We start from the raw sequence: 13508 nt of genomic DNA, 5'->3' as shown, positions 1-13508 counted from the left end.
GGGTGTCATGATGAACTTCCGTCCTGCGGCCATGGCCGTCGCATGCGCGACGTTGCCGATCGCCGCGCATGCGCAGTCGCTGCCGGCCGCACCGCCGCCTGCGATCACCGTCAGCGGATCGGCGACCATCGCTTCCGATTACCGGTTTCGCGGCGTGTCGCAGTCGGACGGAGGCATGGCGGTGCAGGGCGGGATGACCGTCGCGCATGAGAGCGGGGCATATATCGGCCTATGGGCCTCGAACCTTGCCGGATGGGGGACGTTCGGCGGCGCGAACATGGAACTGGACCTGATCGGCGGCTACAAGGCCAGGCTTGCCGACGATGCCGTGCTCGACGTCGGCCTCACCTGGTATCTGTATCCCGGCGGCGCGGACAAGACCGATTTCGCCGAACCCTATGTCAAGCTGACCGGCACCGCCGGCCCGGCGACGCTCACCGCCGGTGCCGCCTATGCGCCGCCCCAGCAGGCGATCGGCAAATGGTACGCCACCGGCGCCGATGCCGCCGCCGGTATCTATACGAACCCCGGCGCCAAGCACGACAATCTGTACCTGTGGGGCGACGGCGCGCTGGCGGTGGCGGTGGCGGGTACGCCGATCATGGCCAAGGCGCATCTCGGGCATAGCCGGGGACAGGACGGCCTGGGTCCGAACGCCACCGCCGTCGCCCCGACCGGCGCCTATTGGGACTGGTCGCTGGGTGTCGATGCGACATGGCGCAACCTGACGCTGGGCGTCGGCTATGTCGGCACCGACATTTCGTCCCGCGACGCCCGCTACCTCCGCCCCGGCTTCAGCCGGGGCCAGGACGGCACCGGCACCATCGCCGGCGACACGCTGCTGGTCGCGCTGACCGCTGCCTTCTGAACCCCGAAAGGACCGTATATGCAGGATCTGCTCTGGATCGCGATCATGGCCGGACTGGTGGCGCTGACGCTCGCCTATGTTCGCCTGTGCGACAACGCCTGAGGGAGACCGCGATGACTCCCGACCTGTGGCTGGCGGCGATAACCGCGCTTGGCCTTCTCGTCTATCTGGTGGCGGTTCTCCTCCGCCCCGAACGTTTCTGAAGGAGGCGAACCCGTGACCATTCAGGGATGGCTCCTGATCCTCGCCTTCGCCGGCGTCCTGCTGGCGTTGACGAAACCGGCCGGCCTGTGGCTCTTCGCGCTGTACGAAGGCCGCCGCACGCCGCTCCACCGCCTGCTCGGACCGGTCGAGCGTGCCTTCTACCGGCTGTCGGGCATCGACCCGGCCGAGGAACAGGGCTGGCGGCGCTATGCCGTGCACATGCTGGCGTTCAACGCGCTGCTGACGTTCTTCACCTATGGCGTATTGCGGTTGCAGGGCGTGCTGCCGGGCAATCCGCAGCGGCTGGCCGGGGTCGGCGAGCATCTGTCGTTCAACACCGCGATCAGCTTCGTCGCCAATACCAACTGGCAGAGCTATGCCGGTGAGGGCACCATGTCGAACCTGTCCCAGATGCTGGGGCTGACCGTCCTCAATTTCCTGTCGTCGGCGACCGGCATCGCCCTCGCCTTCGCGCTGTTCCGCGGCTTCGCCCGCGCGCAGGCGAAGGCGATCGGCAATTTCTGGGCCGACATGACGCGGATCACGCTCTACCTGCTGCTGCCGGCCTGTGTCGTGCTGACGCTCGTCTACATTGGCGGCGGCGTGCCGCAGACGCTGGCCGGCGTCGTCGACCTGCAGACGCTGGAAGGCGCTCGCCAGTCGATCCTGCTGGGACCGGTCGCCAGCCAGGAAGCGATCAAGATGCTCGGCACCAACGGTGGCGGCTTCTTCAACGCCAACAGCGCGCATCCGTTCGAAAATCCGACCGCGCTGACCAATTTCGTGCAGATGCTGTCGATCTTCGTGCTGGGCGCGGGGCTGACCTGGACGTTCGGCAAGGCGGTCGGCAACACGCGCCAGGGCTGGGCGATCCTGTCGGCGATGATGATCCTGTTCCTCGCGGGCACCACCGTCACCTACTGGGCGGAGGCGGCGGGCAATCCGGTGCTGCACGGCATCGGTGTGGCGGGCGGCAACATGGAGGGCAAGGAGGTCCGCTTTGGCATCGCCGCCTCCGCGCTGTTCTCGGTCGTCACCACCGCCGCGTCGTGCGGCGCGGTCAATGCGATGCACGACAGCTTCACCGCGCTGGGCGGGCTGGTCCCGCTGTTCAACATGCAGTTGGGCGAGGTCGTGATCGGCGGCGTTGGTGCCGGCATCTATGGCTTCCTGCTCTTCGCCATTCTCGCGGTGTTCGTCGCCGGGCTGATGGTCGGCCGCACCCCCGAATATGTCGGCAAGAAGATCGAGGCGCGCGAGGTGAAGCTGGCCGTCCTCGCCATCGCGGTGCTGCCGCTCATGATCCTCGGCCTCACCGCACTGTCGTCGGTGCTGGAACAGGGGCTGGCCGGGCCGCTCAACAAGGGGCCGCACGGGTTCAGCGAGATCCTCTACGCCTTCACCAGCGCGGTCGCCAACAACGGGTCGGCCTTCGCCGGCCTCACCGCCAACACCCCCTATTACAACGGGCTGCTGGGGGTGGCGATATGGGTCGGCCGGTTCTTCATCATCGTGCCGATGCTGGCCATCGCCGGCAGCCTCGCCGCCAAGAAATACACGCCCGAAAGCGCGGGGTCGTTCCCGACGACGGGCGGACTGTGGGTGGGGCTGCTGGTCGGCATCATCCTGATCCTCGGCGGCCTCACCTTCCTGCCGGGCCTCGCGCTCGGTCCCATCGCCGATCATCTAGCGATGATCCGCGGCCAGTTGTCCTGACACGGGGGCCATGATGGCAAAGACCCAATCGAACAGCCTGTTCACCGCCGACCTCGTCCTGCCGGCCTGCCGGGCGGCGTTCGTCAAACTGAACCCGCGCGACCTCGTCCGCAATCCGGTGATGTTCGTCACCGCCGTGGTCGCCGCATTGATGACCGTCCTGCTCGTGATCGGGCAGGACGACCTCACCACCGCGTTCAAGCTGCAACTGGTCGTCTGGCTGTGGCTGACGGTGCTCTTCGGCACCTTTGCCGAGGCGCTGGCCGAAGGGCGCGGCAAGGCGCAGGCCGCGTCGCTGCGCGCGACCAAGGCCGACCTGACCGCCAAGCGGCTGACCGGAGCCGGCCGCGCATGGGACGACGTCCCGGCCAGCCAGTTGCGCGTCGGCGATGTCGTGCTGGTCGAAACCGGCGACCTGATCCCGTCGGACGGCGAGGTCGTCTCCGGCGTCGCCTCGGTCAACGAGGCGGCGATCACCGGCGAGAGCGCGCCGGTGATCCGCGAGGCGGGCGGCGATCGTTCGGCGGTGACGGCGGGCACGCGCGTCATTTCCGACGAGATCCGCGTGAAGGTGACGGTCGAACCCGGCAAGGGATTCCTCGACCGGATGATCGCGCTGGTCGAGGGGGCCGAGCGGCAGAAGACGCCGAACGAGATCGCGCTGACGCTGCTGCTGGTCGGGCTGACGATCATCTTCCTGATCGCGGTCGCCACCATTCCCGGCTTCGCGCGCTATGCCGGCGGCGGGATACCGGTGGCGATCCTCGCCGCGCTGCTCGTCACGCTGATCCCCACCACGATCGCCGCGCTGCTCTCCGCGATCGGCATCGCCGGGATGGACCGGCTCGTCCGCTTCAACGTGCTGGCCAAATCGGGCCGCGCGGTCGAGGCGGCGGGCGACATCGACGTGCTGCTGCTCGACAAGACCGGCACGATCACCATCGGCGACCGACAGGCATCCGAATTCCGTAGCGTCGGCGGCACCGGCGACGCCGAACTGGCCGAGGCGGCGTTGACCGCCAGCCTTGCCGACGAAACGCCTGAGGGCCGATCGATCGTGGCGCTGGCGCGACAGCGGTTTCAGGTGACGACGACCGCGCTGCCCGACGATGCCGAGGTGATCGCATTCACCGCGCAGACCCGGATTTCGGGCGTGCGCATCGGCGGGTCGCTGATCCAGAAAGGCGCGGTCGATTCGATCCTGCGCGCCAATCCGGGTGCGGGACAGACGGCGGCGGCGACCGAACTGCGCCGTATCACCGACGAGATTTCACGCGCGGGCGGCACCCCGCTGGCGGTCGCCCGTGACGGACGGTTGCTCGGCGCGATCTTCCTGAAGGACGTGGTGAAGGCGGGCATCCGCGAACGCTTCGGCGAACTGCGCACCATGGGTATCCGCACGGTGATGATTACCGGCGACAACCCGCTCACCGCCGCCGCGATCGCCGCCGAGGCCGGGGTCGACGATTTTCTGGCGCAGGCCAGTCCCGAGGACAAGCTGGCGCTGATCCGCAAGGAACAGGAAGGGGGCAAGCTGGTCGCGATGTGCGGCGACGGCACCAACGACGCGCCGGCGCTGGCGCAGGCCGACGTCGGCGTGGCGATGAACACCGGCACGCAGGCCGCACGCGAGGCGGGCAACATGGTCGACCTCGACAGCGATCCGACCAAGCTGATCGAGGTCGTCGGGCTCGGCAAGCAGTTGCTGATGACGCGCGGCGCGCTGACGACCTTCTCGGTCGCCAACGACGTGGCGAAATATTTCGCGATCATCCCGGCGATGTTCGTCGTCCTCTATCCGGGGCTGGGCGTGCTGAATGTCATGCGGCTGGGCTCGCCCGAAAGCGCGATCCTGTCGGCGATCATCTTCAACGCGGTCATCATCCCCTGCCTCGTGCCGCTCGCGCTGCGCGGCGTCACCTATCGCCCGATGGCGGCCGGCCCGCTGCTCGCCCGCAATCTCGCGATCTACGGTCTGGGCGGCCTGATCGCCCCGTTCATCGGCATCAAGCTGATCGACCTGTTGGTCAGCGGCCTTGGTCTCGCCTAAAGGAATATCGACATGGGCAAGGATTTCTCTTCCGCGCTGCGACCCGCGATCGTGATGACGATCCTGTTCGCGCTGCTTCTCGGGATCGCCTATCCGCTGGCGATGACCGGCATCGGCCAGATGCTGTTCCCGGCACAGGCCGGCGGCAGCCTCGTCCGCGACGCACGCGGCACGGTGATCGGATCGACCGTCGTCGGACAGGCATTCACGTCGGACCGCTATTTCCAGACACGGCCATCGGCGGCGGGCAAGGGCTATGACGCGCTCGCCTCGTCGGGATCGAACCTCGGCCCAGCTTCGCAGGCGCTGGCCGACCGGGTGAAGGCCGATGTCGCGACGCGGCGCGCCGAGGGCGTGGCAGGTCCCCTCCCCGCCGATCTCGTCACCGCCAGCGGGTCGGGGCTCGACCCCGACCTGTCCCCTGCCGCCGCGCTGGCGCAGGTGCCGCGCATCGCCCGCGTCCGGGGCCTGCCGGTCGATCGGGTCCGCGCGCTGGTGGCGGCGACGACCGGGACGCCGGTGCTCGGCGACGCCCATGTCAACGTGCTGGCGCTCAATCGCGCGCTCGACGCCCTGCCCGGCGCGCGCCCACGCTGATGGCGGGTCCGGGTGACGGCCGCCCCGATCCCGACGCCCTCCTGCGCGCCGCCGCGCAGGAGGGTCGCGGCCGGCTGAAGATCTTTCTGGGCGCCGCCCCCGGCGTCGGCAAGACCTTCGAGATGCTGTCGGAAGGGGCGGCACGCCGGCGCGACGGCACCGACGTGGTCGTCGGCATCGTCGAGACGCACGGCCGGATCGAAACCGAGGCGCTGACCCGTGGCCACGAGATCGTGCCGCGTCGCCCGGTCGCCCATGAAGGGCGCAGCCTCGACGAGATGGATCTTGACGCGATCCTCGCCCGTGCGCCGCGTCTCGTCCTCGTCGATGAACTGGCGCACAGCAACGCGCCGGGCAGCCGCCATGCCAAGCGGCATCAGGATGTCGAGGAACTGCTGGCCGCCGGGATCGACGTCTATTCCACGGTCAACATCCAGCACGTCGAGAGCCTGAACGACGTCGTCGCCAGCTTCACCCGGGTCCGCGTCCGCGAAACCGTGCCCGATTTCGTGCTGGAAATGGCCGAGATCGAGGTCGTCGACATTCCCCCCGACGAACTGATCGATCGGCTGCGCGCGGGCAAGGTCTATCTGCCGCACGAAGCGACACGGGCCTTGTCGCACTTCTTCTCGAAATCGAACCTGTCGGCGCTGCGCGAACTGGCGCTGCGCCGCGCGGCGCAGGCGGTCGACGCGCGGATGCTCGACGACGTCCGCGCGCTGGGGCTGGGCGGGACATGGGCGGGCGGCGACCGGATCGTCGTCGCGATCAACGAACTGCCCGGTTCGAACACACTGGTGCGTGCCGCCAAACGGGTCGCCGATGGCCTGCGCGGACCATGGACCGCGCTGTTCATCGAAACCCCGCGCACCGCGCATTTTTCCGACGTCGAACATCGGCGGATCGCGGCGGCGATGACCCTCGCCACCCAGCTCGGCGGGGCGGTGGCGACCGTGCCGGCGACCGATGTCGTGACCGGTATCCAGAGCTTCCTTGCCGATGCGCGTGCGACGCAACTGGTGATGGGCAAATCGCGGCGGTCGCGCTGGTTCGAACTGCTGCACGGATCGGTCGTCGATCGCGTGATCCGCGACACGCCCGGCGTCGCCGTCCACGTCCTGCCGGTGGTCGCCGATCCGGCGGCGCGCGGCCGGCGGCGGCCGGCACCATGGGGGACGCCCGCCGGCTATGCCTTTACGACCGTGATGGTCGCGGCGATCACCGCGGTGGCCAGCGCGCTGTTCCGCATCCTCGACCTCGGCAACGTCGCGCTGCTCTATCTCCTGCCGGTCATGGCGGCGGCCAGCCTTTATGGCCTGCGCACCGGCGTCTATGCCGGCATCGCCTCCAGCCTCGCCTATAATTTCTTCTTCCTGCCGCCGGTCGGCACGCTGAGCATCAGCAACCCCGAAAATCTGGTGTCGGTCGTCGTCCTGCTCGGCATCGCGGTCGCGACCAGCCAGTTGACGTCGCGCGTCCGGGCGCAGGCCGATCTCGCCGCCGCCAGCGCCCGCACCAACGCGACGCTGGCCGGTTTCCTGCGCCAGATCACCAGCGTCAACGACATCGGCGTTGCCGCGCAGAGGATCTGCGACGATGTTCGCGGGCTGCTCGACGTGCAGGCGATCCTGATGGTGCCGGGGGCCGACCGGACGCTCGAAATCCTTGGTGCGAGCGACCCCGGCTATCGCCTTGGCACCATGGACACCGCCGCCGCCGCATGGTCGCTCGACACCGGCACGGCGGCGGGCAAGGGATCGGGGACGCTGGCGGCGTCGGAATGGCTGTTCCGCCCGCTGAAGGCCGGCGGGCGGGTGCTGGGCGTCCTCGGCATCGCCAAGGATTCGGCCGCCGATCCGGTCCGGCCCGATCAGTTGCCGTTGCTCGGCAGCCTGCTCGACCAGTCGGCGCTCGTCCTCGAACGCCTGCGGCTGGAGGTCGAGATGCGCGATGTCGAGACGGTGCGGACTCGCGACCGGCTGCGCGCGGCGCTGCTGTCGTCGGTCAGCCACGACCTGCGCACGCCGTTGACGGCGGTGATCGCCGCCGCCGACCAGCTCGATCATGGCGCGACTCCCGAACTGATCGGCACGATCAAGGCCGAGGCCGCGCGGCTCAACCGTTTCGTCGCCAACCTGCTCGACATGGCGCGGGTCGAGGCCGGCGCGCTGAGGCTCAACATCCAGCCGGTCGACCTTGAGGAAGCCGTCAGCGGTGCCGCGCATGACGCGCGGCGCGCGCTGGCCGGCCATCCGGTCCGGTTCGACGTGCCGCCCGACCTGCCGCTGGTCCGCGCCGATCCGCAGCTTCTGCACCATTGCCTGCTCAACCTGCTCGACAATGCCGGCCGCTATGGCGACAGCGGGACCGAGATCGTCATCGAGGGGCGGCACCGCTTCGGCGAGTTGCGCCTGCTGGTGTCCGATCGTGGCCCCGGACTGCCGCCCGGCCGCGAGGCGGAGGTATTCGAGACGTTCCGCCGCCTCGAAGGGTCGGACCGCGCCGTCGGCGGGACCGGCCTTGGCCTCGCCATCGTGAAGGCGTTCGCCGAGGCGATGGGCATGACCGTCGAAGCCGCCAATCGCGACGACGGGACCGGTGCCGTCTTCGCGCTGATGTTCCCCGCCGCGCTGATCGTCCGCGATGCCGCACCCGAAGGGCTTGTCTGATGCCTGCCAAAATCCTCGTGGTGGATGACGAAACCGCGATCCGCCGCCTGTTGCGCAACACCCTCCTCCACGCCGGCTATCTGGTGATCGAGGCGGGGGACGGCCGGGCGGCGTTGCAGCAGGCGGCGGCGGAACATCCCGACGCGATCCTGCTCGACCTGGGGCTGCCCGACCGCGACGGGCTGAGCCTGATCCCGCTGTTGCGGCCGGCCGTGGTCCTCGTCGTCTCCGCGCGCGACGCCGTGGACGAAAAAGTGACCGCGCTCGACCTTGGCGCCGATGATTTCGTGACCAAGCCGTTCGATACGCAGGAACTCCTCGCCCGGCTGCGCGTGGCGCTGCGCCATCGCCAATCGCCGGAAACGACGCCGAAGGTCGTCCGCTGCGGCGATGTGGGCATCGATCTCGACCGGCGAATCGTATCGCGCGGTGGCGGCGAACTGCATCTGACGCGCAAGGAATTCGACGTCCTCGCCGTCCTCGCGCGACATCTCGGCCGCGTCGTGACGCACGACCGCCTCCTTACCGCCGCATGGGGCGGCGACGAAGACCCACGGGTTGAATATCTGCGCATCGTCATCCGCAACCTGCGCCAAAAGCTCGAAACTCCGGGGCCGATGGGTAGCCTGATCGCCAACGAACTGGGCGTCGGCTATCGGCTTCGCCCCGATGCGTGACGAGCGACGACCGACGCCATCCGGTCGGCTGTAGCCGCCAAACAACCCTGTATCACCGCTTGCTAATGATAATAGGTCGCAGTAATTGCGGTGCAGAGGGGTAGATGACCAACAGCAATCTTCACGCCGAACGAGGGGTACGGACATCGGCCGGTCCGCGCAGGCGGCCGCGCAACTGGCGGGCGTGGTGGGCGAAGCAGATCATCGCATGGCACTGGATCAGCGCCGGCGTCGCGCTGGCGGCGATGCTGTTGTTCGCCGTCACCGGCATCACGCTGAACCACGCGGGGTCGATCTCCGCCGAACCGGTCGTCGCCGAACGTAGCGCGACCCTGCCCGCCGGGCTGACGGCGTCGCTCGAACCCGCGGCGCGCGCGAAAGCGGTGCTGCCATCCGCCGTGGCCACCGCAGTCGAGCAGGCGGTGGGCCTGAACGTCGCCGACCGCCCGGTCGAATGGTCCGATGGCGAAGCCTATGTCGCGCTGCCCCGGCCCGGCGGCGACGCATGGGTCAGCATCGACCGGGCCAGCGGCGCGATCCGTGCCGAGACGACCGATCGCGGCTGGATCAGCTACCTCAACGATCTGCACAAGGGCCGCAACGCCGGGACGGCATGGTTCTGGTTCATCGACGTCGTCGCCATCGCGTGCGTGTTGTTCTCGATCACCGGGCTGCTGCTGCTGCAACTCCATGCGAAGCGGCGCCCGACCACTTGGCCACTGGTCGCGACCGGCATCGTCCTGCCGGTCGTGCTCGCGTTATTCCTGATTCATTGACGAAGGGGGCTTGCCCGATGCGTATCCTTTCCCTCGCGGTGCTGGGCAGTGCCACCGTCGCCGCCGCGCCCGCGCCGCCGACCGGAACGGTCAGCGTCACCATCCCGCGCCTGTCGGTCGCCGAATATCACCGCCCCTATGTCGCGATCTGGATCGAACCCGCCGGTGGCGGCGCGCCGCGCACGCTGGCGCTGTGGTATGATGTCCGCAAGACCGGGGCGGAACCGGGGACCAAATGGCTGGCCGATCTGCGGGCGTGGTGGCGCAAGGGCGGACGCAGCCTGCGCCTGCCCGCCGACGGGATCAGCGGCGCGACCCGCGCACCGGGCACCCACAGCATCCCGCTGCCGGCCGACCTTCGCCCCGGCCCCTATGTGCTGAACGTCGAGGCGGCGCGCGAAACCGGCGGCCGCGAACTGGTGCAGGTGCCGCTGACCATACCCGCCAAGGCGGCCCGCGCCAGCGGATCGCACGAACTGGGTGCCGTCACCATCGCCGCCCGCTGACCTCTTGACCAAGGAACCGCTGATGCCCCGTTTCGCCCGGCGCCTGCTCGCCGCCGCCGTTCTCCTGTTGATCCCCGCCGGCGTGTCCGCGCACCGCCTGTGGCTGCTGCCGTCGGGCACGGTGTTTTCGGGCACCGATAGCTGGGTCACAGTCGATTTCGCCGCGTCGAACGACCTGTTCTACGCCGATCACCAGCCCGGCCGCCTCGACGGGGTCAAGGTCTGGCAACCCGACGGCACCGCCGGACAGGTGCAGAACGGCGCGACCGGCCGCTATCGCTCGGTGTTCGACGTGAAGCTCGACAAGCCGGGTACGTGGAAGATCGGGACCGAGATGTCGGGGCTGATGGGCAGCTTCAAGGTGAACGGCGAGGAGAAGCGCGTCGGTGGACGCGGTGGCCCGCCGGGGCCGGACGGCGTGCGCCGCCCGCCGCTGACCGTCGCCGACATTCCCGCCAATGCAACCGACGTGACGCTGACCGAAACGAGCAACCGCAACGAGATTTTCGTGACGGCGGGCGAGCCGACCCGTGCCGTGCTGAAGCCCGTGGGCAAGGGGCTGGAGATCGATTACCTCACCCATCCCGACGAACTGGTCGCGGGCGAAACCGCGCGGTTCCGCTTCCTGATCGACGGCAGGCCCGCGCCGGGGCTGAAGGTCACGGTGGTGCCCGGCGGCAAACGCTATCGCAATGCCGAGGGTGCGCGCGAACTCACCACCGGCGCGGACGGGGTGCTGGCTCTCGATTGGCCGCAGGCGGGCATGTACTGGCTGAACGCCACCCATGACGATGCGAAGCCCACCGTGCCGCGCGCTACGGCACGGCGGATGGGCTATGTCACCACGCTGGAGGTGATGACGCCCTGACCCCGCTCCCGCGCATCGCGCTGCCGGTCATGCCCGACGCGGCGATGCTGGTAACGCATAATCCGTGCGCGTCGGTGGTGACGCTGACCGGACGGACGATGGGCACCGGCTGGAGCGTGCGCTGCGCGCTGCCCGAGGAAGCCGATCCGGCAGCGATACGGCGCGCGATCGACACCCGTCTCGATGACCTCGTTGGACAGATGAGCCATTGGGACGGCACGTCGACGCTGTGTCGCTTCAATGCGTCGCCTGCTGGCGCGATCGTCGAACTACCGAACGATTTCGCGGCGGTGATCGACCTGTCGCTGCGGATCGCCCATGCGAGCGGCGGCGCGTTCGATCCGGCGATCGGGCATCTCGTCGACCTGTGGGGGTTCGGCCCGCCGGGGCCGCAACCCTCGCCCGGCGGAGCGGCCATCGCGGCAGCGCGCGCCGGTTCGGGATGGCGGCGGTTGCGATGGGACGCCGCCGGGCGGCGCCTGCGCCAACCCGGCGGACTGGCGCTCGACCTGTCGGGTGTCGCCAAGGGGCATGCAGTCGATGCCGTCGCCGATTGTCTCGCCGGCCATGGCATCCGCCATTGCCTCGTCGAGATCGGCGGCGAACTGGTCGGGCGTGGCCTGCGCCCCGATGGCGATCCGTGGTGGGTCGACCTTGAAGACCCGCCCGGCATCGCCCTGCCCCCGATCCGCGTCGCGCTGCATCAGTACGCGGTGGCGACCTCGGGCGACTATCGGCGCGGACGGCACTCGATCGATCCGCGCAGCGGTCATCCTGCCACCAATGGCGTGGCGGCGGTGAGCGTCATCGCCGCCACCGCCGCGCTTGCCGATGCGCTGGCGACCGCGATCACCATCGCATGGCCCGACGACCGGCTGATCGCGGCGATGCGCATCGCCGCCCGGATCGTGGTGCGCGACGGGGACGATCTGCGCGAAACCCTTACCCCCGCATTCGCGGCGATGCTGGCGTAGCGGATCGTCGCGTCATAGCGCCGGGCGGGTCGCGAGCAACGTCGCCAGCGTGACCGGGGCAAAACCATGGACATCGACACCGACGTCGAACTGGCGCAGCAACGGCTTCAGCCGGCCATGGCTGTGCCCGTGAAGATTGATCGCGCGCTTGTGCTGCCCATGCCAGCTTCGGAACGGATAATGGCACAGGACCAGCGCGTGGCCGTCGACCGCGATCTCGGCATAGTCGCCGACGCTGGCCCAGCCGGTAGCGGCGGTGGTCGCGTCGGGATCGTTGTTGCCGCGCAGCAGGTGTTTGGTGCCGTGCAGCCGGGCGAGCAGTCCGGGGACGTCGGCCGGACGGCGGGCGACGTCGCCCAGATGCCACACGCTATCGTCGGGCGCGACGACGGCGTTCCACCGTTCGATGAGGCACGCATCCATCGCGGCGACGCTGTCGAACGGGCGGCGCTGGATATTGATCGTCCGGTGATCGCCGAAATGGGTGTCGGCGGTGAAGAAGACCGTCATGTCCAGTAGAGGACGCGCGCCGCCGGCAGCGCGGCCGCGATCCGTTCCTCGAAGAAGCCGCGCAGCGACCGCATCGTCGCCGGATCATACACCTGTTTCTCGGTGCCGAACTTCGTGGTTTTGGTGGTGCGACCGATCATCGTCATGTCGAGCGCCGAGCCGGGATACCAGCGCTCCAGCACCGCCTTCGATCCGGCGTTGAAGCGATGGGTGATGAGTTCGATGGTCAGGTCGAGATCGGCGATTCCGCCAAGCGCGGCGGCGGCATCGTCGATCAGCGCGCCATAGGCCTCGCGCCAGCCCGGCATGGCGAGGATCGGCGCGATCGTGAGCCCGACCGGGTATCCCGCCAGCGCCATCCGCCGCAGCCCGGCAAGCCGCGCCGCGACCGGCGACGTGCCGCCCTCGAACCGGGCGAAGGCGCGCGGGTTGATCGACGCCCGCATCCGGGTACGGCCGCCGTGGTCGATGGCCAGCAGCGGCGCGACGTCGGCGAACTTGGTGGTGAAGCGCAGTTGCACCGGCGCCTGCCACCGGCCGAACCACGCGATCGTCGCCGACAGCGAACCGGTGATCGGCTCCAGCGCCAGCGGATCGGTATAGCAGGATGCCTCGAACGTGGTGCCTTCGTGCGCGCGGTGCCGGTCGCGCGAGGTGATCGTCCCCTGCCCCATATGGTCCGGCAGGACGGCCAGTATCTCGTCGAGATTGGCATAGACGCGGGTGATCGGCGGCCCCTTCAACGATCCGGCAAGATAGCAATAGCCGCAATGTGCCGGGCATCCTTCGGCAAGGTCGACCCTCCAGTCGGCGCTCGGCGCGATCGGTTGCAGCCGGCGTTTCGACGGCGGCGCGACGACAACCGCGAGCGTCGACTTGGCGGCGGCATAGGCGCGGCGGGGATCGTCGGGCAGGTCGAGCGAGAGGCGGTCGCCCGGCAATTCGACAATCTCGATCCCGCCGATCGCCGCCGCCCGTTCGGCAATGGCGCGACCATGGGCGAACGCCCGTGCCGCGCGGGTGAGGAGGAGGCGGCGTGGCCGCCATCCGGTGCGCGAATCACTTGCGGGTTCGGGGACGATGGGCATCGACG

Annotated in this window: 13 protein-coding genes; 11 read left to right on the top strand and 2 right to left on the bottom strand. The window is 69.2% G+C overall.

The window, feature by feature from the left end; all coding sequences use genetic code 11:
- Nucleotides 1-10: 10 nt before the first annotated feature.
- The 11 genes from ASG37_RS03310 (at nt 11) to ASG37_RS03260 (ending at nt 11905) form a co-directional block, all read left to right on the top strand.
- Nucleotides 11-868 (top strand): TorF family putative porin, encoded by an 858-nt coding sequence (locus tag ASG37_RS03310; protein WP_055757254.1) that lies wholly within the window; start codon nt 11-13, stop codon nt 866-868.
- Between the two features lie 113 nt (nt 869-981).
- Nucleotides 982-1071, top strand: a complete 90-nt coding sequence (gene kdpF, locus ASG37_RS03305; protein WP_055756022.1) for a K(+)-transporting ATPase subunit F — start codon at nt 982-984, stop codon at nt 1069-1071.
- Nucleotides 1072-1084: 13 nt separating this feature from the next.
- Nucleotides 1085-2788, top strand: a complete 1704-nt coding sequence (gene kdpA / locus ASG37_RS03300) for a potassium-transporting ATPase subunit KdpA (protein ID WP_055756020.1) — start codon at nt 1085-1087, stop codon at nt 2786-2788.
- Between the two features lie 13 nt (nt 2789-2801).
- Complete coding sequence (kdpB, locus tag ASG37_RS03295; RefSeq protein ID WP_055757252.1) at nt 2802-4838, top strand: potassium-transporting ATPase subunit KdpB; 2037 nt, start codon at nt 2802-2804, stop codon at nt 4836-4838.
- A 12-nt stretch (nt 4839-4850) separates the two neighbouring features.
- Nucleotides 4851-5435 carry a potassium-transporting ATPase subunit KdpC gene (kdpC, locus tag ASG37_RS03290; protein ID WP_055756018.1) on the top strand — a complete coding sequence of 195 codons (585 nt, stop codon included), beginning with the start codon at nt 4851-4853 and terminating at the stop codon, nt 5433-5435.
- Nucleotides 5435-8104: a sensor histidine kinase gene (locus tag ASG37_RS03285; RefSeq protein ID WP_055756017.1), complete on the top strand. Its 2670-nt coding sequence runs from the start codon at nt 5435-5437 to the stop codon at nt 8102-8104. The genes kdpC and ASG37_RS03285 overlap by 1 nt, the downstream gene beginning before the upstream one ends.
- Nucleotides 8104-8781, top strand: a complete 678-nt coding sequence (locus tag ASG37_RS03280; protein WP_055756015.1) for a response regulator transcription factor — start codon at nt 8104-8106, stop codon at nt 8779-8781. The genes ASG37_RS03285 and ASG37_RS03280 overlap by 1 nt, the downstream gene beginning before the upstream one ends.
- Before the next feature lie 104 nt (nt 8782-8885).
- Nucleotides 8886-9557 carry a PepSY-associated TM helix domain-containing protein gene (locus ASG37_RS03275; protein ID WP_055756013.1) on the top strand — a complete coding sequence of 224 codons (672 nt, stop codon included), beginning with the start codon at nt 8886-8888 and terminating at the stop codon, nt 9555-9557.
- A 17-nt stretch (nt 9558-9574) separates the two neighbouring features.
- A complete protein-coding gene (locus tag ASG37_RS03270) occupies nt 9575-10063 on the top strand; it encodes a DUF2271 domain-containing protein (RefSeq protein WP_055756011.1) in 489 nt (162 codons plus the stop codon).
- A 22-nt stretch (nt 10064-10085) separates the two neighbouring features.
- Nucleotides 10086-10931, top strand: coding sequence for a DUF4198 domain-containing protein (locus ASG37_RS03265; protein WP_055757250.1), 846 nt, complete (start codon nt 10086-10088; stop codon nt 10929-10931).
- A gap of 29 nt (nt 10932-10960) precedes the next feature.
- Complete coding sequence (locus ASG37_RS03260; RefSeq protein ID WP_235525110.1) at nt 10961-11905, top strand: FAD:protein FMN transferase; 945 nt, start codon at nt 10961-10963, stop codon at nt 11903-11905.
- A 12-nt stretch (nt 11906-11917) separates the two neighbouring features.
- Here ASG37_RS03260 and ASG37_RS03255 read toward each other — a convergent pair whose 3' ends face one another.
- A complete protein-coding gene (locus ASG37_RS03255; RefSeq protein WP_055756008.1) occupies nt 11918-12415 on the bottom strand; it encodes a metallophosphoesterase family protein in 498 nt (165 codons plus the stop codon).
- Entirely contained in the window at nt 12412-13503 is a 1092-nt protein-coding gene (locus ASG37_RS03250) for an SPL family radical SAM protein (RefSeq protein ID WP_055756006.1), read from the bottom strand. Before ASG37_RS03250 ends, ASG37_RS03255 begins: the two co-directional genes overlap by 4 nt.
- Nucleotides 13504-13508: the final 5 nt, after the last annotated feature.

The sequence above is a fragment of the Sphingomonas sp. Leaf407 genome (assembly GCF_001425385.1).
Lineage (GTDB): Bacteria > Pseudomonadota > Alphaproteobacteria > Sphingomonadales > Sphingomonadaceae > Sphingomonas.
The sequence above is the reverse complement of the archived record's forward strand: the minus strand, read 5'-3'. Positions and strand labels throughout refer to the sequence as shown.

Excerpts from the sequence above, each read along its gene's own strand:
- ASG37_RS03310 (WP_055757254.1), top strand. The coding sequence starts at position 11 with ATGAACTTCCGTCCTGCGGCCATGGCCGTCGCATGCGCGACGTTGCCG.
- kdpF (WP_055756022.1), top strand. The coding sequence starts at position 982 with ATGACTCCCGACCTGTGGCTGGCGGCGATAACCGCGCTTGGCCTTCTC.
- kdpB (WP_055757252.1), top strand. The coding sequence starts at position 2,802 with ATGGCAAAGACCCAATCGAACAGCCTGTTCACCGCCGACCTCGTCCTG.
- kdpC (WP_055756018.1), top strand. The coding sequence starts at position 4,851 with ATGGGCAAGGATTTCTCTTCCGCGCTGCGACCCGCGATCGTGATGACG.
- ASG37_RS03285 (WP_055756017.1), top strand. The coding sequence starts at position 5,435 with ATGGCGGGTCCGGGTGACGGCCGCCCCGATCCCGACGCCCTCCTGCGC.
- ASG37_RS03280 (WP_055756015.1), top strand. The coding sequence starts at position 8,104 with ATGCCTGCCAAAATCCTCGTGGTGGATGACGAAACCGCGATCCGCCGC.
- ASG37_RS03275 (WP_055756013.1), top strand. The coding sequence starts at position 8,886 with ATGACCAACAGCAATCTTCACGCCGAACGAGGGGTACGGACATCGGCC.
- ASG37_RS03270 (WP_055756011.1), top strand. The coding sequence starts at position 9,575 with ATGCGTATCCTTTCCCTCGCGGTGCTGGGCAGTGCCACCGTCGCCGCC.
- ASG37_RS03265 (WP_055757250.1), top strand. The coding sequence starts at position 10,086 with ATGCCCCGTTTCGCCCGGCGCCTGCTCGCCGCCGCCGTTCTCCTGTTG.
- ASG37_RS03260 (WP_235525110.1), top strand. The coding sequence starts at position 10,961 with ATGCCCGACGCGGCGATGCTGGTAACGCATAATCCGTGCGCGTCGGTG.
- ASG37_RS03255 (WP_055756008.1), bottom strand. The coding sequence starts at position 12,415 with ATGACGGTCTTCTTCACCGCCGACACCCATTTCGGCGATCACCGGACG.
- ASG37_RS03250 (WP_055756006.1), bottom strand. The coding sequence starts at position 13,503 with ATGCCCATCGTCCCCGAACCCGCAAGTGATTCGCGCACCGGATGGCGG.